The organism is Ruegeria sp. CDSB086, assembly GCF_059611065.1.
In genome coordinates this window covers 38615-57974 of sequence record NZ_JBXWOV010000003.1, presented here as the reverse complement: position 1 = coordinate 57974, position 19360 = coordinate 38615, and the positions used below count along the sequence as shown (strand labels likewise).

Genomic DNA, 19360 nt, shown 5'->3' with positions numbered 1-19360 from the left:
TTAATACCCCTCAATCTGTCCGTCCTGTTGCCACGGTTTGACCAGGTTTCCAAAACGGGTGAACTGCGCCTCGAACGAGAGGTCGACCGTGCCGATGGGACCGTGGCGCTGCTTGCCGACAATGACTTCGGCCTTGCCGTGCAGACGTTCCATGGCCTGCTTCCACTCTTCCATCTTTTCGAGTTCGTGATCGCCGGGCTTTTCGCGTTCCTTGTAGTACTCCTCGCGGTACACGAACATCACCACGTCGGCGTCCTGTTCGATCGAGCCTGATTCCCGCAGGTCGGACAATTGCGGGCGCTTGTCGTCGCGATTTTCTACCTGACGCGAAAGCTGGGACAGGGCGATCACTGGAATTTGCAATTCCTTGGCGATGGCCTTCATGCCCATCGAAATCTCGGCAATTTCGTTGACGCGGTTTTCGGCCATTCCCCGGCATAGCTGCAGGTAGTCGATAACGAGCAGGTCCAAACCATGTGTCCGCTTCAAACGGCGTGCCCGAGCCGCCAACTGCGAAATCGGCAGGGCGGGCGTGTCGTCAATGAAAAGCGGGCAGGCTTCCAGTTCCTTGGCCGCGTCGACAAAGCGGCGGAACTCGGACTCGGTCATGTCACCCTGGCGGATCTTATGGGATGAGATTTCGGAGGCTTCGGCCAGAACTCGGCCTGCCAGCTGTTCGGCACTCATTTCCAATGAGAAAAAGCCAACGACACCGCCGTCAACCGCGCCCTCTGAGCCGTCTGGTTTCAGCCCACGTTTGTACGCCTTGGCGACATTGAATGCCACGTTGGTCGCCAGAGAGGTTTTTCCCATCGACGGACGACCGGCAAGAATGATCAGGTCAGACGGGTGCAAGCCACCCAGTTGTTTGTCCAAGTCGGCCAGACCGGTGGAAATCCCTGCCATGCCACCACCGCGCTGGTACGCTTCGTTGGTGACGTTGACGGCTTCTGTGACCGCCTTGAGGAAGGATTGAAATCCCTGTTCGGTCTGGCCCTGCTCGGATAACTGATAAAGCTGTTGCTCGGCTTCGACGATTTGTTCTTTTGGTTCGCTGCTGATGTCGACCCGCGCTGCCTTGTCCGAGATATCGCGGCCCAGGCGGATCAGCTCGCGCCGGATTGCCAGATCATAAATCATCTGAGCATAGTCATGCACCGCAAAGGCGCTGATCGATGCGCCTGCCAGTTTGACCAGATAGGCCGGGCCACCCAGTTCCTGCAGGCCCTCATCCTCGGCCATGAAGGATTTTAGTGTCACCGGCGAGGCCAGTGCATTCTTAGCAATCCGGGTCGAGGCGACCTCATAAATCCGGGAGTGAACCGGGTCATAGAAATGCTCGGCCCCGATGATTGAAGCGACCCGATCATAAAGATCGTTATTGGTCAGGATCGCACCCAGAAGCTGCTGTTCGGCCTCAATGGAATGCGGCATGGTTTCGGCGTTCTGAATCCGAGCTGCTGCCTGCTCGATGCTGCTTATCTCGTTCATTTTGTCCCCGCTGCCCTGCGGCGCTTTCTACACGCTATTTTGGCGTGTCGGCTATCTGGAAATACCTGTGGCTAACTATGGATAAAGCCTTGGGATAACTTTCCTGACAGTTTGGATACCTGTGTATGCGTAGCTTATTATGTAGGAATTGGGGGGAAAGTCACCAGATATCGTGGCCGGTCGACCGATTCTTCTGGGCTTATCCCCAATCTGTCCACAAGAGGTTCACGTGGATTTATTTGCTTCCTGCCAGCCACGCGGGTCTTTCAGGAAGGCTTCGACACCGTCAAGTGTTTCCTGATCAAAGGCTTTCTGCGCTTTGGCCTCGGCCAGAACATCCCACCATGTGCACAGGTGATGCAGTTGGATGCCGTGGTCGCCCAAGGTTTTTTCGGTCTCGGGGAAGATGCCATAGTAGAAAATGACCGCCGTGTGCCCACAAGTGGCACCTGTTTCGCGGATCGCATCCACGAAGGATAGCTTGGACCCGCCATCGGTGGTCAGATCCTCGACCAGCAGAACGCGCTCACCTTCGCTCATCGCGCCTTCGATACGGGCATTGCGGCCATAACCCTTGGGCTTTTTGCGCACATAGGTCATCGGCAGCGCCATACGTTCGGCGACCATAGCGGCGAATGGGATGCCCGCGGTCTCACCGCCAGCGATATTGTCGAATGCCTCAAACCCGGCATCTCGCATCACGGTGACCGTCAGGAAATCCATCAGGGTCGACCGTATGCGCGGATACGAGATCAGCTTGCGGCAGTCGATATAGGTCGGGCTGGGCAAGCCGCTGGCCAGTGTGAACGGCTTACGCGAATTGAAATGGACGGCCTTGATCTCCAGGAGCATCCGCGCGGTCAGGCGGGCGATTTCGGTGCTATCGGGGAAAGAGCTGGGGATCATGGTGCAACCTCGGGACAAAATGACGTTGCGGGCTGATAGCCTGTCCCCCGTCCCAGAGTCGAGAGGGGTGTGCGCAAAAGAAAAGCGGACCTCACGAAGAGGCCCGCTTTGGCCCTTGCGGGCAAGAGGCAGCCAAGGTGGGCTTAGCTGCTCATGTCATAGGCACGCTCGCCGTGTACCGAAAGATCGAGCCCGTTTGTCTCGGTTTCTGCATCTACGCGAAGCGGGGTGATCAGCGCAACCACCTTGATCAACACAAATGTGACAACTGCCGTAAAGACACCTACGATGACCAGCCCGCCCAACTGCGCGGTCCAGGCACCCAGGCCGAACACAGCGATCATGATGGTGCCAAAGATGCCGCCTACGCCGTGCACCGCGAACACGTCCAGAGTGTCGTCGATGTTCAGCTTGTTACGGATGATGTTCACGGCTTCCTGACACAACACGCCTGCTACGGCACCGATGATCAGCGCTTGAACCGGATCAACATATCCCGAGGCTGGGGTGATAGAGGCCAGACCCGCAATCGTACCTGTAACCAGGCCCACCATCGAGGCTTTGCCGTATTTGATGCGTTCATACAGCGCCCATGTCAGCGATGCGGTTGCGGCTGAGATATGAGTGACTGTTATCGCCATAGCGGCACCGCCATCTGCCGCCAATTGTGAACCGCCGTTGAAGCCAAACCAGCCAACCCAAAGCATCGCGGCGCCGATCATGACGTAGCCAGGGTTGTGTGGCGGGGTTGTGCGGTTGCGGCGCGGGCCAAGGACCACGGCGATGATCAGCGCGGCCAGACCTGCCGTTTCATGCACCACAATGCCACCGGCAAAGTCACGCACGCCGATCTCGCCCAGAATGCCGCCATCGGTCAGAATGCCGCCGCCCCAGATCCAGTGGACGACAGGTGCGTAACACAGCAGCATCCACAGGCCCGAGAATATCATGACAAACCCGTAACCCACACGTTCGACATACGCGCCAATGATCAGAGCCGGAGTGATGATTGCAAAGGTCATCTGAAAGGCAAAGAACAGAACCTCGGGCAGGGTGCCCGACAGACTGTCGACATCAACTCCGTTCAGGAAGGCTTTGCCAAGACCGCCCCACAGGCCCGATCCGCCGTCACCAAATGCGATCGAGTATCCGGCGATCAGCCACAGGATGCTCATCAAACAGGCGATTGAGAAGCAGTGCATGAAAACGCTCAGCACGTTGCGGGCGCGCACGAGGCCGCCATAGAACAGGGCGAGGCCCGGCAATGTCATGAATAGGACCAGTGCAGTTGCAACTATGATCCAGGCGGTATCGGCTCCGTTCATCAGCCGGTCTCCTCTGTGGCGTCTTCAGCTTGCGTAGCTGGCGTTGAAGCGGAGAGAAGGCGGGGAAAAAAGAGGCAGAGGTGGTTTTTGACGCCTGTTTTAAGGGCCTTTTGTGAACCGGTGATTAAATGAGCGCCAAAATGAGTGGAGTGCTAGATTATTAAGCAATTGACGAAAGGCCGTGCGACAACAGGTCCAAGGCATGATCGCGGGCGGTCAGCCGCACCTTGTCACGCCCCAACGCTCCGAATTCCACGGTTTCGGTTATCGTCTTCTGCCCGTCCACTGCCAATCCAAAGCACACGCGGCCTTCGGGTTTGAATTCGGATCCACCTGGACCCGCGATGCCGGTGATGGACACAGTCAATTGCGCGTCTGAATTCCTCAACGCGCCATCGGCCATCTCTTGCGCCACTTCCTCGGACACCGCGCCATGAGTTTCCAGCGTTTCGGGCTGCACACCCAGCATCTGCTGCTTGGCTTCATTGGTGTAGGTGACAAACCCGCGATCCACCACGGCCGAGCTGCCTGGAATATCCGTCAGTGCGGCAGCGACCATGCCGCCGGTGCAGCTTTCGGCTGTCGCGATCATCACGCCTTGCGACTTGGCGCGGTCAAGCAAAGCGGCGACATTCATAGGCCCAGAACACCGTGTGAGATGCCGGCGAGAACCAGAACGCCGATCCCGGCAAAGACGCCGGCGATCACATCGTCCAGCATCACACCCATCGCGTCACCTTTGCGGTCAGCCCAACCCACCGGGCCGAGTTTCGTGATGTCGAACAGGCGAAACAGAAGGAAACCTGCGATCCAGCCGGGCCAAAGGGCTGTGATATCAATTCCATGCGCCCAAGATGGGTAGGAAATGGCCCAAAGCGCGATGAACTGCCCGGCTACTTCGTCGATGACGATTTCGGACGGGTCGTGATCTTCCTGCCCAGTAGTCATCACTTTGGTGGCCCACAGGCCACCGACAAAAACGGCCACAGTGGCGATGACCAACAAGGGAAATCCGCCCAGCGTATGCAGAACCCAGGCCAGGGGCAGGGCGGCCAGAGATCCCCATGTTCCTGGTGCCGGGCGCAGATATCCGACGCCGCAAACCGTCCCGATCAATTGCGCGGCGTTCATGACTTCACCAGACAAGCTGTCGCCAATGAGGCGATGCCTTCGCTTCGCCCGGTAAAACCAAGGCGTTCGGACGTGGTCGCCTTGACCGAGATCTGATCGACGCGCAGCCCCATAATGCGCGCCATTTCTTCACGCATCGCGGGCGCGTGCGGACCGATCTTTGGGTATTCGCAGACCAGCGTGCAATCAACATTCGAGATGTTGTAACCCATCTGGACCGACAGCTCGACCGCGTGGCGCAGGAAGATCTCGCTTGCCGCGCCCTTCCATTGCGGGTCCGTGGGCGGAAAGTGCTGGCCAATATCGCCCTGCGCCAGCGCGCCATAGATTGCATCAGTAACCGCATGCATGCCGACATCCGCATCCGAGTGGCCCTGTAGCCCCCGGTCATGCGGAATTTTGACGCCGCACAGGATCACGTGATCCCCGTCGCCAAAGCGATGCACGTCATAGCCGTTGCCCAGTCTTACATCCATGTCCGTCCCCAATATGCGTTCCGCCCGGGCAAAATCCTCGGGTCTTGTGATTTTGATGTTATCGGCGTCGCCTGGCACGATCACCACGTTCATGCCAGCGGCACGGGCGACCTCGACATCGTCCGCCGCGCCGCCAGAATGGGCCGCGTGCGCCGCGACAATCGCGTCATATCGAAAACCCTGAGGGGTCTGGGCTGCAAAAAGACCCGTCCGGTCCTGCGTTCCGGTCACTACGGCTTCGTCACCGGTCCAAAGCGCATCTGTGACGGCCAGACCGGGTGCTGCAGCCTCATTCGTGGCTAGGGCGGTCAGGACGTCCGTAATAGTCTGGTTGTTCACGCAGGGGCGGGCGACGTCGTGAATCAGGACATGTTCGATCCCCATCCCATCCAATACATCCAGCCCGTTCCGTACCGAACCGGCGCGATCGCTGCCACCTTTTGCCAGCAGCAGATCAGAGCCTAAAAACTCATCCCAAGCGTTCTGAACATCCTCGGACAGCACCAGAACAATATGATCGACCTGATGGCGAAACCGGTCGATGGTCCAATCCGCAACTCTGCGTCCGGCTAATGGTCGCCATTGCTTGGGAATGCCGCCTCCGGCGCGCAATCCGCGTCCTGCGGCGACGATGATGGCGGCGGTGGTCATTGGGCGAATTCTCCGATGATTTGAGCGCAGTGTTTAAGCTGCGGTGAATGTAGAGGCAATCACCCGCGTCAAGTTGCTTAAAAAATAGGCAAGTGGTGATTTTGCAAGCTTGTTTCCTGCCGTTTTGTTGTTCATATGCGCCGAATTCGATATCTAAGACGCAACTGCCCAAGGATTAAGCACGTTGACCCTGCACCTCGCCGACAAAACCTTAAATCCGCCGGTCATGCTGGCCCCGATGGCCGGGATCACCGATCGACCGTTCCGCGATCTGGTGATGCGCTTTGGCGCGGGCATGGTCGTCAGCGAAATGGTCGCTAGTCAGGAAATGGTGCAGGCCAAACCGGGCGTGCGGGAACGGGCCGAGCTGTCTGCTGACGTTGAAAACACCGCTGTTCAACTTGCCGGGCGCGAGGCGCATTGGATGGCCGAGGCTGCGCGTCAGGTGGCCGATCGCGGCGCCCGGGTGATTGATATCAACATGGGGTGCCCGGCAAAGAAGGTCACGAACGGCTATTCCGGTTCGGCGCTGCTTAAGACGCCGGATCACGCACTGACGCTGATTGAGGCCGTGGTCGACGCTGTCGACATTCCGGTTACTCTGAAAACTCGTTTGGGCTGGGACGACAACCTGCTAAACGCGCCGGACGTGGCGCGCCGGGCGCAAGGTGCAGGCATCCAACTGATCACGATCCACGGGCGTACGCGATGCCAGTTCTACAAGGGACGCGCGGACTGGCAAGCGATCCGTGCGGTGAAAGAGTCGGTCTCGATCCCCGTCATCGCGAACGGGGATATCGTAGATACTGATGCAGCGCGCACGGCTTTGGACCACTCAGGCGCCGATGGCGTCATGGTTGGACGCGGGGCACAGGGTAAGCCATGGCTTCTGGCCCAGATGTGCCACGATTTATATGGCGCACAAGCGCCGGTCATCCCCGCCAATGGCGACTTGATCGACATGGTGCGCGGTCATTATGAGGCGATGCTGGACTTTTACGGCACCGATCTGGGTCTGCGCGTGGCACGTAAACATCTTGGCTGGTACATGGATGAGGCCGCGACCCCGGCAACCCTTCGCCGTGCGGTATTGACCTCGCGGGATACCGCCGAGGTGCTGCGCCTGTTGGGCGATGCCCTGAACGGCGACGCAGAGGCAGCAGCATGACCTCGGACCAAAACATCTGGGCATCGCTGCCGGTTCCGGCTTTCATCATTGATGCCGATGACCGGATCACTGATGTGAATTCCGCCGGAGAGGGGTTCCTGAATGCGTCCCGCAATGCAGTCATCGGTCACCCGGTCTGGGACCAGATCGCCGTGGATGCCCCACTGGAAGAAGCGTTTTTGCGTGCGCGCCAACAGGGCACACCGCTTTTCGTGAATGATGTCGATGTGGGGTCAGGTAATCGGGCGCCGCTGCAATGCGCTTTGCAAATTGCGCCGCTGCTTGGGCATCCGGGGTCAATGATCATGACCATGTCCCCACGCGAACTGGCAGGGCGGATGACGCGGGGCAACACGGTAAAATCTGCTGCGCAATCGGCGATTGGCATGGCCGAAATGCTGGCGCATGAAATCAAGAACCCGTTGGCGGGGATCACCGGGGCCGCCCAGCTTCTGAGCATGAATATCAGCCAACAAGACCTTGAACTTACAGATCTTATCGTTGCTGAAAGCCGGCGAATAGTGAAGCTGTTAGAGCAGGTCGAGCAATTTGGGAACCTGACCCAGCCAGATTTCAAACCAGTCAACATCCATGACGTTCTGGACCGTGCGCGGCGCTCAGCGCTGTTGGGTTTTGGCGCGCATATGACGATTATCGAAGACTACGACCCCTCGTTGCCGCTGGCCTATGGTGACCCGGATCAACTTTTGCAGGTGGTGTTGAACCTGCTCAAAAATGCATCCGAGGCGTCCCCCAAAGGCGGGACAATCCGCCTGCGGACGTATTTCGAACATTCCTTCCGCCTGCGCCGCAGCGACGGTTCGGGGCATTCTTTGCCCCTGCAGATCGAAATCATCGACGACGGCCCGGGGCTGCCGGACAAGATCCGCAGCGACATTTTCGATCCGTTCGTGTCGGGCAGGGAAAACGGCACCGGTCTTGGGCTGGCGCTGGTCAGCAAAATCATCTCGGACCACGACGGCTGGATTTTGGCCGAGTCGGTTCCGGGACACACCGTATTCCGCCTGTCCCTCAGACGCGCGCCGCGTGACGCGACCTGAGATGGACAACCGGGCAGAGATAGTAAGGAGAGCACCTGATGGATGGCACAGTACTGGTCGCAGATGACGATCGCACAATCCGAACCGTACTGACTCAGGCCCTGACGCGGGCCGGGTGCAAGGTGCATGCGACATCCTCGCTGACCACTCTGATGCGCTGGGTCGGCGAGGGCAAAGGGGATGTTGTAATCTCTGACGTGGTCATGCCGGATGGCAACGGGCTCGAGATGTTGCCCAAGATCGCGCAGGACCGTCCGGGTTTGCCGGTCATCGTGATTTCGGCGCAGAACACGATCATGACCGCCATTCAGGCGGCTGAAGCGGACGCATATGACTATCTGCCCAAGCCTTTTGACCTGCCGGACCTGATGAAGCGGACCGCACGGGCCTTGGAGCAAAAGCAACGCGTGCAGGCGGATGCGATCGTACCTGCCGAAGACCGTCCTGAGGAGCTGCCGCTGGTTGGGCGCACTCCGGGGATGCAGGCACTGTATCGCCTTGTGGCACGCGTGATGAATACCGATCTTTCGGTCATGATTTCCGGTGAAAGTGGCACCGGCAAGTCCTTGATAGCACGCGCTATTCATGATTTCTCGGACCGACGCACGCTGCCCTTCGTCACTGCGACTGCCGGTGATCTGCGTGACCTCGAAGGGCCTGCGCGCATAATGGCCAGGGTGCGGGGCGGTACTCTGTTGATTGATGAAATCGCTGATATCGAAGATGAGGTCCAGGCACGTATTGTCCGGATGATGGACACGCCCGGCGATCATCTTCCGCGTTTTATGGCGACCAGCCAATCGGATCTGACCGAAGCGATGGAAAGCGGGCGGGTGCGTCAGGATCTGTATTATCGACTGTGCGGCGCGACGATCCATGTGCCTGCGCTGCGCGAGCGGGTGGACGATATCACCCTGCTGGTTGATCACTTCCTTGCCCGCGAGGAACGGGAACATGGCACAAAGCGCTGGCTCAGCCCCGAGGCCGTAGAACTGGTACGGCGATATTCTTGGCCCGGCAATGTGCGACAGCTAGAAAACGCGATCCGACGTCTGAGTCTGACCAGCCGGGCAGAAGAAATATCGAAAGCCGAGGTTGAGATGGTTTTGGGCAGTCAGCCCGAAGCGGAACCGATTCTTGGTGACGGCGAAAGGGAGAAACTCTCGGCCTCTGTGGCCCGTCATTTGCGTCGCTATTTTGATCTGCACGGCAATTTGTTGCCACCTCCGGGCCTGTATCAGCGCATCCTACGCGAGGTTGAGGGCCCCTTGATCGAGCAGGCACTGGACGCAACCGGCGGAAATCAGGCGAAATGTGCGGATTTGCTGGGGATCAACAGGAATACGCTGCGCAAAAAAATCACCGATCTCGATATTCAGGTGACACGCCGACGCAAACTGATGTAATATCGCCACACAAAGCGTGGCATCCGGGTACAAGCCCGGCAACGACCACGAGATATGGCGGTACGCCGCGTAAGCGGCACATCAGGATGAGGGCAGACGGTGGCAACCCGAGCACAGAGCGGGCTGATCCTATCGATTGATCGGTGGCGGAAATCCCGAAAGCTGCGCAATTTTAGCACCTTGGGGCTGGTCCTTTTGGGGCCGCTTCTGGCGTTGGCCACATATCTGGTCATCGGTCCGTTTGATTTGGGTTCGGCAGCGCCCACGCTGCGGCTGATTCTGCTGGCGGATCTGGTCTATGTGCTGGTCGTTGCAGCACTTGTTCTGGGGCAGGTGTTCAGCCTGATCGCTGCACGCCGGGCAAAATCTGCCGGGTCTCGTCTGCACCTGCGGCTGATCGGTGCGTTCACCTTGCTGGCCCTAGTGCCGACAGTGACCGTCGCGATCTTTGCCGGCCTTACGGTGAATATCGGGCTTGAGGGATGGTTTTCGGATCGGGTCCGTCAGGTTGTCGGATCATCCCTGTCGGCGGCCGAAGCCTATGAGCTTGAACACCGCAGCGGCCTGACACAGGACGCCATCGTTCTTTCCCGATTCCTCGACAATGCGCGAACGCTGGACTTCTACATCTCGGATGCAGAACTGCGCGAGGTTCTGGCACAGGGACAATCGCAGATTCAGCGGGGCTTGCGCGAGGCCTATGTCATTGATGGCAGTGGAGAAATCAAATCCCGTGGCGACCGGTCTTACCTGTTCAACTATGAACCGCCGACACCGGAGCAGATGGTTGAAGCAACCGACAGCGGCCTTCTGATCATTGCAGATTGGCAAAACAACGAGTTCCGCGCGCTGGCGCCGTTGCAGGCCTATCTGGACCGATATCTGTATGTTAGCCGCGAGGTGGATGGCGAACTGCTGAAATTGCTGGATGACACCAAGGAAACGGTTCAGTTCTACCAACAGCTTGAAAGTGAAAGGGGCCGGGTTCTTTTCGAGTTCGGGCTCCTGTACCTGGGCTTTGCGGTCATCCTGATCCTTGCCGCGATGTCGTTGGGGATGTGGTTCGCTGAACGCCTGTCGCGCCCGGTTGGCCGTCTGACTACAGCCGCACAAAGGGTCGGCGCCGGGGATCTGAGCGTTCAGGTCATCGAAGAGGCCAGCGATGACGAAATCGCCATGTTAGGTCGTTATTTCAATCAGATGACGCGGCAACTTAAAGGGCAGCGCGACACGTTATTGGAAAATACGCGTCAGATCGAACGCCGCCGCCGCCTGTTCGATTCGGTGCTTAGTTCGGTGACGTCTGGTGTGGTCGGCGTCGATTCGGATGGATGTGTCACATTCGTGAACCGTTCAGCCGAGCGTCTTCTGGATTGGTCGCGCGGTGAAGAACAATTGGCCATCGGCATCGCGGTCCCCGAATTCCTTCCCTTATTCGAAAATCTGAAAGGCAGCGGTCAAGAGGCCGTGCAGGGTGAGGTTAAGGTCACGCGTAAGGGGCGGTTGGAAAACTTACTGGTGCGAATGGCGATCCGGCGCGGCGAGGATGGAGGGCTGGAGGGCTACGTGGTGGCCTTCGATGATGTGACCGATCTGGTCAGTGCACAGCGTATGGCGGCCTGGGGCGATGTGGCCCGCCGTATTGCCCATGAGATCAAGAACCCGCTGACGCCCATCCAGCTCAGCGCGGAACGGATCAAGCGCAAATTCTCGCGCAAACTGGACGAAGAGGATTGTGACAGCCTTGTATCCATGACCGATGTGATCGTGCGGCAAACCAACGATCTGCGGCGGATCGTGGACGAATTCTCAAAATTCGCGCGGATGCCTGAACCCGATCGGCGTGAGGAAGACGTCGTCGGCTTGGTGCGCGAAGCTGTTCTGTTGCAGCAAGCCGGACAGCCGGATGTGCAGATCGACGCGACCCTACCGGACAAGCCCATCCTAGCGGATGTAGACGCGACGATGTTGAACCAAGCGCTGACGAATTTGATAAAGAACGCGGGCGAGGCTATTGAAACACTTAAGAAAAAAGACCCGCCAGAAAATTTGAAACCACAGATCAAAGTGGACATTTCCAACGATGATGCGGGGACGGTCATTACAATAGCGGACAATGGCATAGGGCTGCCCGAAGATCGGGCGCGGTTGTTTGAACCCTATGTCACTACACGCGACGAGGGCACGGGTCTGGGCCTGCCCATCGTCAAGAAAATCATAGAAGAACATGGCGGAGCGCTGACCCTGGAAGACGCGCCCGTTTTCGACGGACAGGACCATTTCGGTGCGATGGCCGTGATCCGTTTGCCGGGGGGCAAAATTTCCCAGACTACAGCGCCACAAAAGCAGGCAATTCATACTAACAAACTGAAAGCAGGCCAAAGATGAGCGACATTCTGATCGTAGATGACGAACGCGATATTCGCGAACTGGTGTCCGACATTCTGGAGGACGAAGGCTATTCAACCCGGCTGGCGGCAAACTCGGACGAGTGTATGTCGTCGATCAATTCCGAGCCACCGGGTCTGTTGATCCTTGATATCTGGCTGAAAGACAGCCGTATGGACGGGATCGATATCCTGAAGTCGGTTAAACGCGACAACCCTGACGTGCCGGTGGTGATTATTTCCGGTCACGGAAACATCGAAATTGCTGTGGCCGCCATCAAGCAGGGCGCTTATGATTTTATCGAAAAGCCGTTCAACATCGATCAGTTGATGGTCGTGATCCGCCGCGCCATGGAGACCTCGCGCTTGCGCCGCGAGAATGCCTCGCTCAAACGCCGCGAGGTCACCAACTCGGACATGATCGGCAAATCGGCCTCGTTCCGGGCAATGCAGAGCCAGCTGGACAAGGTCACCAAGTCGAACGGCCGCGTGATGTTGAGCGGGCCAGCTGGGTCGGGCAAAGAGATTGCCGCCCGCTATATTCACGCCCATTCCAACCGCGCCAACGCTCCTTTCGTCACCGTTAACTGCGCAGGGATTGAGCCTGAACGCGTCGAAGAGGTGCTATTCGGGCGCGAGTCAACGGAACGCGGGATCGAATCCGGCTTGCTGGAAGAGGCCCACGGAGGCGTGATCTACTTTGACGAAGTGGCGGACATGCCTTTGGGTACGCAATCCAAGATTCTGCGGGTTCTGGTCGACCAGCAATTCCAGCGGGTAGGCGGGTCTGACAAGGTGCGTGTGGATCTCAGGGTCATCTCGTCGACAAATCGCGATCTGGATGCCGAAATCGAAGCCGACCGGTTCCGTGAAGAGCTGTATCACCGCCTGAACGTTGTGCCGATCGCCGTGCCTTCGATGGAGGACCGGCGCGAGGATATTCCGGTTCTGGCGCAGCATTTCATCGAAATGTGCAACGAATCCCAAGGCTTGCCAATTCGCGAGATCTCGGAAGAGGCGGTGGCATTGTTGCAGACCATGACTTGGCCGGGCAATGTGCGTCAGCTGAAGAACCTGATCGAGCGTGTCCTGATCCTGGGCGATGGAACGGGCCCGATTGAAGCCCGCGAATTGCCGACCGAAGAAGAGAAAACCGACGACTCGGGCCGCGTGGTATTGTCCGGTGCGCTGGCAACCCTGCCGCTTCGCGAAGCGCGCGAGGCGTTCGAGCGTGAGTACCTGCTGACCCAGATCAACCGCTTTGGCGGCAATATCAGCCGAACCGCCAGCTTTGTTGGCATGGAGCGCAGCGCGCTGCACCGTAAGCTGAAATCGCTTGGTGTTGTGACCTCGAACAAATCCGGGGCGCGGGTGGCGCAGATCGACGAACCGGAACCGGCGGAGTAATCCGCCGGGACATTACCCTGCCTGACCCGGGTTGATTATCTGAAATGAGCCGTCGTCGAACTTCACATAGCAGGATTGGGTTCCCAGCGGCGGCAGCTTCGTTGTGCGCGCAGGTGGAACCTGAGACTTTACGCTCTGTTTGCAGGGTGGCAAGCTGATCGGACGAAAGCCTTTTTTAGCCATGCATTGGGCCTCGACCTGATTGCGCAGACCGGCATTCACGTCGACCGTATACACGCGCCCGGGTTCCCACCAACCAGGCGAGCGATAGCAGTGCCCACGGTTGTCGCAATAAGTGCGTCCCGGCCAGTATGTGGGCGGGTTTTGCCGCACCTGATTAGCCACGGGAACGTCATTTACCGCCTTAACCTGACATTGCGTGGTCTCGGACTGCGCGCGCGACACGCTTTCACCTTCGCGGTAATACAGTGAAAGTGGGCCGCTGCAAGCGGACAGGATAGTCAGCGGAATTAGTAAGTGAAGCACTGATTTCATAGGGTTATCTTGCCCCAGCTTTGTCTGAATGACAATTCAATTGACCGCTATAGGGGCATCTGTCATTCAAGGATTTCAGGCAGAAGGGCCAGAAACATGAAGGTCATCATATGCGGTGCCGGTCAGGTCGGCTGGCAGATCGCACGTCACTTGTCGGGCGAACTGAATGACGTAACGGTGGTGGACAACAATCCCGATCTGGTGCGTCGGGCAACGGAAACGCTGGATGTTCAGGGGATTGCTGGGTTTGCAAGCTATCCTGACGTGCTTGAGCGTGCAGGCGCGCGTGATGCCGATATGATCATCGCAGCGACCCATTCGGACGAGGTGAATATGGTCACCTGTCAGATGGCGCATTCGATCTTTTCCATCCAGCGCAAGATCGCGCGGTTGCGGGCGAAATCGTATTTGCAGGCGATCCATTCGGATCTGTTCCGTCGTGACCACTTGCCCATCGACGTCGTGATTAGCCCTGAACGCGAAGTCGCAGCCGCTGCCATGCGCCGCCTTTCGGCCCCGTCCGCCTTTGATACTGAGATGTTCATGGATGGACAGGCGCAGCTTCTGGGCATTCGTATCGACGAAGATTGCCCCATCGTGAACACACCCTTGCGGCAGCTCACGGACCTGTTTTCGACGCTCAGCTCAATTGTCGTTGGTGTTCGGCGCGATGGCACGCTGTTTGCGCCTGAATCCGAAGATCAGCTGTTTGTCGGCGACGAATGCTACGTCTTTACCAATGTCAAAGACGTGGATCGCACGATGGAGGTTTTCGGAAAGACCCACAAAAAGCAGGACCGCGTGGTAATTGTGGGCGGCGGAAATGTTGGGTTGGAAGTAGCCCGGACGTTGGAAGAGCGTGAAAGCCGCGTGCGCGCCAAGGTGATCGAGCGTGATCGCCAAAGCGCTGAAATAGCCGCCGAAACATTGGAACGGACGATTGTCCTGAATGGCGACGGGCTGGATGCCGCCTTGTTGCGCGAGGCCGGGATCGAACGCGCCGACGCGATGCTGGCGGTCACCGATGACGACCGCGCCAACATGCTGGCTGCGGTACGGGCCAAGGCCGAAGGTTGTGCCTTGGCGATTGCCTTGATCAATGATCCCAGCATGGTTGCCCTGATGGGCCCACTGGGGATCGACGCCTATATCAACCCGCGTGCAACCACTGTCAGCTCGATCCTGCGCCATATTCGCCACGGGCGGGTGCGGCAGGTGTATTCTATCGGGGATGCCGAGGCGGAAGTGATCGAGGCCGAGGTGCTGTCGACCTCGCCCATGGCAGGACAGAAGCTGCGGGATATCGATTTTCCCGAAGGCGTTCTGGTGGGTGCTGTACGAAAAGGCGATGAGCTTTTGCGCCCGACAGGCAGCCTGCGGATCGACGAAAAGGACGTGGTGGCAATCTTTGCGATGGCCAAGGACGTGCCCGAGGTCGAGCGCCTGATGCAGGTTTCAATTGATTTCTTCTGATGGCGCGCGCTCTGAGACAACAGATCACTTTGATACAGCGATTGCCGCTGTTTCTGTTGATCTCGGGAATCGCTGCGTTGTCGATGTGGATTCCAGCGATTTACGCGCTGGCCTTGGATGATCACGACACGTCGCGATCCTTTTTCTACTCCGGCCTTCTGGGACTGTTCGTGGTATCAACGATTGCTGTGGCAGCATCAAACCGGGTGCCGCGACGTGGGACGCTGGGGCAACTGGCCGTGTTGCTGGGGTGTTTTACCGTCCTGCCGCTGTTTCTGGCGATTCCGCTGCATGATGCCTTGGGCACCACCACCTTTTTGAATGCGTATTTTGATATGGTCAGTGCTGTGACCACCACCGGTGCAGATCTGTTTCCGGACCCGGATCGTCTGACCGCCCCGCTGCACCTGTGGCGTGCTTTGGTCGGCTGGATGGGTGGCTTGCTAATGTGGATTGCTGCGGCTGCAATTCTGGCGCCCTTGTCGCTGGGTGGGTTCGAGATTACAGCGCGCGGCCAGCCCGGTCGCCCGGTGTCGGGCGTCGCACAAAGCGAAGAGGTCGACCCCCGCGGCCGTCTGATCCGTGTGACCCGGACCTTGACACCAGTCTATACCGGTCTGACCGCAACCATATGGATCCTGCTGCTGATCGCCGGAGAAAACGGCCTGACTGCCGTGTGTCACGCCATGTCAACCATGGCCACGTCGGGGATATCTCCGGTCGGCGGGCTGGAGGGGGCGCAGGCCGGAATAACGGGCGAAGCGATCCTGTTTCTGTTCCTGTTCTTCGCCTTGTCGCGGCTGACCTTTTCGACCGATACGGCAACCACAGGCTATTCCCGGCTGGACCAAGACCCCGAATTCCGGATTGGCCTGATGATTGTGGGTGTCGTCGCGGCACTGTTGTTCGCGCGCGTCTGGGCCGGCGTTCTGGAAATCGGCAATCAGTTGGAACCGCTTCAGGCACTTAGCGTGATCTGGGGCATGATCTTTACGGCGTTGTCTTTCCTGACCACAGCCGGATTCGAAAGCGCAAACTGGAATGATGCGCAGCAATTGTCCGGCCTTGGCACCCCCGGGCTGATCCTGATGGGTCTCGCCCTGATCGGAGGAGGGGTGGCCACAACGGCGGGCGGGGTCAAACTGTTGCGGGTCTTTGCCCTGTACCTCAATGGCGCGCGCGAGATTGATCGGTTGATCTATCCCTCATCCGTTAGTGGCATTGGCGGCGGTAACCGTCGCATTCAAAGCGACGGGGCCTTTATCGCCTGGATCTTCCTGATGATGTTTGCCTTGACCGCAGCACTGTTCAATCTGCTGCTGGCCGCGATGGGGTCGGGGTTTGAACAGGCGATGGTCCTCAGCGTCGCGGCGCTCAGCACCACCGGGCCGTTGATTGAACTGGCCACCGATGTTCCCATCCGTCTGGTCGATTTGCCCTGGGGCGCAAAGCTGACCATGTGTGCAGCGATGGTGATCGGACGGTTGGAAACTTTGGCGATCATTGCGCTGATTACGCCAACCCTCTGGCGAGACTAAGAATCCTCACCTTTGCCGACACCTTATTTTTCATCTGGAATATCGGTTAACGACACTCCATACTCTGCCAGAGGGAGCGCGTTGGTCCGCAGCGCGTAGCAAGAACAATGGCGAGATTATAATAATATGGCTTCGGACAGACAGAATCTGCAGGACGCGTTCCTGAATAATGTACGGAAAGCAAAGGTCCCGGTCACAATTTTCCTGATCAACGGTGTGAAATTGCAGGGTGTCATCACCTGGTTCGACAATTTCTGCGTATTGTTGCGCCGCGACGGACAGTCGCAGCTGGTCTACAAACACGCAATTTCAACGATCATGCCGTCGCAGCCGATCAACCTGTATGAGGGCGAAGACGCCTCTTGATGGAACACGACAGGACGCGCACCCGGGCTTGGGTGCTGCATCCGGAAATCAAATCAGATGAACAGCGCCGTGTCCCTGGACCGGCGTTGGAAGAGGCGGTGGCACTGGCTGCCGCTTTGCCCGATCTGGATGTGATCGGGTCCGATATTGTGCGTCTGCCACGTGCCCAGCCAGGCCTGTTGTTCGGGACCGGCAAGATCGAGGAGCTGGGCGAACGGTTTCATGACGCCGAGGTCGAGCTGGTTCTGATCGATGGTCCCGTGACTCCAGTTCAGCAGCGCAATCTGGAAAAGGCTTGGAAGGTTAAAATCCTCGATCGGACCGGGTTGATTTTGGAGATTTTCAGCGACCGCGCTCGTACCCGTGAAGGTGTGCTACAAGTCGAGATGGCCGCGCTCAGCTATCAGCGTACGCGTCTGGTTCGCGCCTGGACCCACCTTGAACGTCAGCGGGGTGGATTGGGGTTTGTCGGTGGTCCCGGTGAAACCCAGATCGAGGCTGACCGAAGGGCGATCGACGATCAGCTTGTGCGCCTGCGCCGTCAATTGCAGAAGGTAATCAAGACCCGGACCTTGCACCGTGCTGCTCGGGCAAAGGTGCCGTATCCGATTGTTGCGCTGGTGGGCTATACGAACGCCGGTAAATCAACTTTGTTCAATCGCCTCACCGGGGCCGAGGTAATGGCAAAGGACATGCTGTTTGCCACGCTGGATCCGACCATGCGGCGGGTTGAACTGCCCGATGGTCCCGAGGTGATTCTGTCGGACACGGTGGGGTTCATTTCTAACTTGCCGACCGAACTGGTCGCGGCCTTCCGCGCCACACTTGAAGAGGTTTTGGGCGCAGATATCGTCGTGCATGTGCGCGACATCAGCCATGAAGACACCGAGGCGCAAGCCCGGGATGTCGAAACCATTTTGACCTCGTTGGGCGTTGATGATGAACGGCCCCGGCTTGAGGTCTGGAACAAAATCGACCTGTTGAACGAAGATGAGCGCGATGCCACGTTTGCCCGGGCCGACCGCGACCCGTCGATCTTTGCCATTTCCGCCGTGACGGGCGAAGGCATCGAACCATTGTTGGCCGAGATCGCGGTTAATTTGCAAGGGGTTCGGCACGAGACAGTTCTGACGCTGGCGTTTGCCGAAGGCAACAAGCGTGCGTGGCTGTTCCGTCAGGATGTCGTTCAATCCGAAGAGCAGACGGATGACGGATTTCAGATCACCGTATTGTGGACCGACAAGCAAGCGGCGCAGTTCGCCGCGCTTTGATCGACAAGCGAGGTCACGATGGCAAAAGTTAAGGTGGTTCTGCGTGGTCATATTTCGGTGCCTGCCGACCGTGTCACACAGGTGCGGGAGGCGTTGCCGGACCACATCGCCCTGACTCGGGCCGAACCGGGTTGCATCACATTCGACGTTAAAGAAAACGCGGATATTCCCGGTCGGTTCAACGTACACGAAATTTTTGAAAACCAAGCGGCCTTTGACGCCCATCAGGCGCGAACCAAAGCCTCGACCTGGTTCAAGGTGACAGAAGGCATTCCGCGCGACTACCAGATCACGCGCGTTTAGGCGGGGCGTCCGCTACTGCCCGTCTATCTGGCGCTGATAGTCGTCAGCATCGAACCAACCCAGCGACGTTTGCACCTTGTTGTCAGCGGTCAATTCCCATTCTTCCCAACCACGCGTGACGACGTGGTTGCCGGTCTCTGAGTGATGGCCTTCCAGCGTCCAGACAAAAATCGCGTGTGATCCGGCCCAACGCAGCATGTCGCAGCGCACTTCCAGATCCGGGAAGTCGGCGTAGAATCCGCGCGCCATGTCTGCGACGGCGGAACGGCCGACAATTGGTTCACCCCGGTTGATCGTGATCTGCCCGTCGGGTGCAAAAAAGCCGGCAACGGCCTCTGGGTCGCCCGAGCTCCACGCGATTGCGTAATCGCGCGCGAGATTGTTCATCATATCCCGAATACTGGCCATCTGTACCCCCAAGGTCCCGAATTGTCGGCTTGCAGATCGTAGGCGAAAACACCTGCGCGCGTCCACGGCAGCTTGCAAAAGGGGCAAGGTCCTGCCG

The 19360-nt window shown here is 58.3% G+C and carries 18 protein-coding genes; 10 read left to right on the top strand and 8 right to left on the bottom strand.

Annotated elements, in window-relative coordinates; genetic code table 11:
- From AC2FIO_RS07055 to AC2FIO_RS07030, 6 genes are all read right to left on the bottom strand, one after another.
- Positions 1–1491, bottom strand: coding sequence for a replicative DNA helicase (locus tag AC2FIO_RS07055; RefSeq protein WP_058278098.1), 1491 nt, complete (start codon positions 1489–1491; stop codon positions 1–3).
- Between the two features lie 225 nt (positions 1492–1716).
- On the bottom strand, positions 1717–2397 hold the full coding sequence (locus AC2FIO_RS07050; RefSeq protein WP_058271805.1) for an orotate phosphoribosyltransferase: 681 nt from the start codon (positions 2395–2397) through the stop codon (positions 1717–1719).
- A gap of 143 nt (positions 2398–2540) precedes the next feature.
- On the bottom strand, positions 2541–3722 hold the full coding sequence (locus AC2FIO_RS07045; RefSeq protein WP_282118292.1) for an ammonium transporter: 1182 nt from the start codon (positions 3720–3722) through the stop codon (positions 2541–2543).
- A gap of 160 nt (positions 3723–3882) precedes the next feature.
- Entirely contained in the window at positions 3883–4359 is a 477-nt protein-coding gene (locus AC2FIO_RS07040) for a CinA family protein (protein ID WP_108858459.1), read from the bottom strand.
- A complete protein-coding gene (locus AC2FIO_RS07035) occupies positions 4356–4853 on the bottom strand; it encodes a phosphatidylglycerophosphatase A family protein (RefSeq protein ID WP_282118294.1) in 498 nt (165 codons plus the stop codon). The genes AC2FIO_RS07040 and AC2FIO_RS07035 overlap by 4 nt, the downstream gene beginning before the upstream one ends.
- Entirely contained in the window at positions 4850–5980 is a 1131-nt protein-coding gene (locus AC2FIO_RS07030; RefSeq protein ID WP_496696579.1) for a bifunctional 2-C-methyl-D-erythritol 4-phosphate cytidylyltransferase/2-C-methyl-D-erythritol 2,4-cyclodiphosphate synthase, read from the bottom strand. Before AC2FIO_RS07030 ends, AC2FIO_RS07035 begins: the two co-directional genes overlap by 4 nt.
- A 184-nt stretch (positions 5981–6164) precedes the next feature.
- Between AC2FIO_RS07030 and dusB the strand changes: the two genes are divergently transcribed.
- The 5 genes from dusB (at position 6165) to ntrX (ending at position 13409) form a co-directional block, all read left to right on the top strand.
- A complete protein-coding gene (dusB, locus tag AC2FIO_RS07025) occupies positions 6165–7148 on the top strand; it encodes a tRNA dihydrouridine synthase DusB (RefSeq protein ID WP_496696577.1) in 984 nt (327 codons plus the stop codon).
- Positions 7145–8209: a two-component system sensor histidine kinase NtrB gene (locus tag AC2FIO_RS07020; protein ID WP_496696576.1), complete on the top strand. Its 1065-nt coding sequence runs from the start codon at positions 7145–7147 to the stop codon at positions 8207–8209. The genes dusB and AC2FIO_RS07020 overlap by 4 nt, the downstream gene beginning before the upstream one ends.
- Positions 8210–8247: 38 nt before the next feature.
- Positions 8248–9615, top strand: a complete 1368-nt coding sequence (locus AC2FIO_RS07015) for a response regulator (RefSeq protein ID WP_496696574.1) — start codon at positions 8248–8250, stop codon at positions 9613–9615.
- 99 nt (positions 9616–9714) lie between these two features.
- Positions 9715–12003, top strand: coding sequence for a sensor histidine kinase NtrY-like (locus AC2FIO_RS07010; protein WP_108858465.1), 2289 nt, complete (start codon positions 9715–9717; stop codon positions 12001–12003).
- The gene (gene ntrX / locus AC2FIO_RS07005; protein ID WP_108858466.1) at positions 12000–13409 is read left to right on the top strand and encodes a nitrogen assimilation response regulator NtrX; all 1410 of its coding nucleotides are present in this window, start codon (positions 12000–12002) and stop codon (positions 13407–13409) included. The genes AC2FIO_RS07010 and ntrX overlap by 4 nt, the downstream gene beginning before the upstream one ends.
- A 12-nt stretch (positions 13410–13421) precedes the next feature.
- Here the strand turns inward: ntrX and AC2FIO_RS07000 are convergent, their stop codons facing one another.
- On the bottom strand, positions 13422–13904 hold the full coding sequence (locus AC2FIO_RS07000) for a hypothetical protein (RefSeq protein ID WP_496696571.1): 483 nt from the start codon (positions 13902–13904) through the stop codon (positions 13422–13424).
- A 96-nt stretch (positions 13905–14000) separates the two neighbouring features.
- Here AC2FIO_RS07000 and trkA point away from each other — a divergent pair, with 96 nt between their 5' ends.
- The 5 genes from trkA (at position 14001) to AC2FIO_RS06975 (ending at position 18855) form a co-directional block, all read left to right on the top strand.
- On the top strand, positions 14001–15377 hold the full coding sequence (gene trkA / locus AC2FIO_RS06995) for a Trk system potassium transporter TrkA (RefSeq protein ID WP_109311769.1): 1377 nt from the start codon (positions 14001–14003) through the stop codon (positions 15375–15377).
- Entirely contained in the window at positions 15377–16915 is a 1539-nt protein-coding gene (locus tag AC2FIO_RS06990; RefSeq protein ID WP_496696568.1) for a TrkH family potassium uptake protein, read from the top strand. The genes trkA and AC2FIO_RS06990 overlap by 1 nt, the downstream gene beginning before the upstream one ends.
- Positions 16916–17041: 126 nt before the next feature.
- Complete coding sequence (hfq, locus tag AC2FIO_RS06985; RefSeq protein WP_005982826.1) at positions 17042–17281, top strand: RNA chaperone Hfq; 240 nt, start codon at positions 17042–17044, stop codon at positions 17279–17281.
- Positions 17281–18552, top strand: coding sequence for a GTPase HflX (gene hflX, locus AC2FIO_RS06980; RefSeq protein ID WP_282168197.1), 1272 nt, complete (start codon positions 17281–17283; stop codon positions 18550–18552). Before hfq ends, hflX begins: the two co-directional genes overlap by 1 nt.
- A gap of 18 nt (positions 18553–18570) precedes the next feature.
- Entirely contained in the window at positions 18571–18855 is a 285-nt protein-coding gene (locus tag AC2FIO_RS06975) for a putative quinol monooxygenase (RefSeq protein WP_282168198.1), read from the top strand.
- Between the two features lie 12 nt (positions 18856–18867).
- Here AC2FIO_RS06975 and AC2FIO_RS06970 read toward each other — a convergent pair whose 3' ends face one another.
- Positions 18868–19263 carry an SgcJ/EcaC family oxidoreductase gene (locus AC2FIO_RS06970; RefSeq protein WP_496696566.1) on the bottom strand — a complete coding sequence of 132 codons (396 nt, stop codon included), beginning with the start codon at positions 19261–19263 and terminating at the stop codon, positions 18868–18870.
- Positions 19264–19360 lie beyond the last annotated feature (97 nt).

What these genes read in the sequence shown, in the direction of transcription:
- AC2FIO_RS07055 (WP_058278098.1), bottom strand. Translation starts at nt 1,491, where the DNA reads ATGAACGAGATAAGCAGCATCGAGCAGGCAGCAGCTCGGATTCAGAAC.
- AC2FIO_RS07050 (WP_058271805.1), bottom strand. Translation starts at nt 2,397, where the DNA reads ATGATCCCCAGCTCTTTCCCCGATAGCACCGAAATCGCCCGCCTGACC.
- AC2FIO_RS07045 (WP_282118292.1), bottom strand. Translation starts at nt 3,722, where the DNA reads ATGAACGGAGCCGATACCGCCTGGATCATAGTTGCAACTGCACTGGTC.
- AC2FIO_RS07040 (WP_108858459.1), bottom strand. Translation starts at nt 4,359, where the DNA reads ATGAATGTCGCCGCTTTGCTTGACCGCGCCAAGTCGCAAGGCGTGATG.
- AC2FIO_RS07035 (WP_282118294.1), bottom strand. Translation starts at nt 4,853, where the DNA reads ATGAACGCCGCGCAATTGATCGGGACGGTTTGCGGCGTCGGATATCTG.
- AC2FIO_RS07030 (WP_496696579.1), bottom strand. Translation starts at nt 5,980, where the DNA reads ATGACCACCGCCGCCATCATCGTCGCCGCAGGACGCGGATTGCGCGCC.
- AC2FIO_RS07020 (WP_496696576.1), top strand. Translation starts at nt 7,145, where the DNA reads ATGACCTCGGACCAAAACATCTGGGCATCGCTGCCGGTTCCGGCTTTC.
- AC2FIO_RS07015 (WP_496696574.1), top strand. Translation starts at nt 8,248, where the DNA reads ATGGATGGCACAGTACTGGTCGCAGATGACGATCGCACAATCCGAACC.
- ntrX (WP_108858466.1), top strand. Translation starts at nt 12,000, where the DNA reads ATGAGCGACATTCTGATCGTAGATGACGAACGCGATATTCGCGAACTG.
- AC2FIO_RS07000 (WP_496696571.1), bottom strand. Translation starts at nt 13,904, where the DNA reads ATGAAATCAGTGCTTCACTTACTAATTCCGCTGACTATCCTGTCCGCT.
- trkA (WP_109311769.1), top strand. Translation starts at nt 14,001, where the DNA reads ATGAAGGTCATCATATGCGGTGCCGGTCAGGTCGGCTGGCAGATCGCA.
- AC2FIO_RS06990 (WP_496696568.1), top strand. Translation starts at nt 15,377, where the DNA reads ATGGCGCGCGCTCTGAGACAACAGATCACTTTGATACAGCGATTGCCG.
- hfq (WP_005982826.1), top strand. Translation starts at nt 17,042, where the DNA reads ATGGCTTCGGACAGACAGAATCTGCAGGACGCGTTCCTGAATAATGTA.
- hflX (WP_282168197.1), top strand. Translation starts at nt 17,281, where the DNA reads ATGGAACACGACAGGACGCGCACCCGGGCTTGGGTGCTGCATCCGGAA.
- AC2FIO_RS06975 (WP_282168198.1), top strand. Translation starts at nt 18,571, where the DNA reads ATGGCAAAAGTTAAGGTGGTTCTGCGTGGTCATATTTCGGTGCCTGCC.
- AC2FIO_RS06970 (WP_496696566.1), bottom strand. Translation starts at nt 19,263, where the DNA reads ATGGCCAGTATTCGGGATATGATGAACAATCTCGCGCGCGATTACGCA.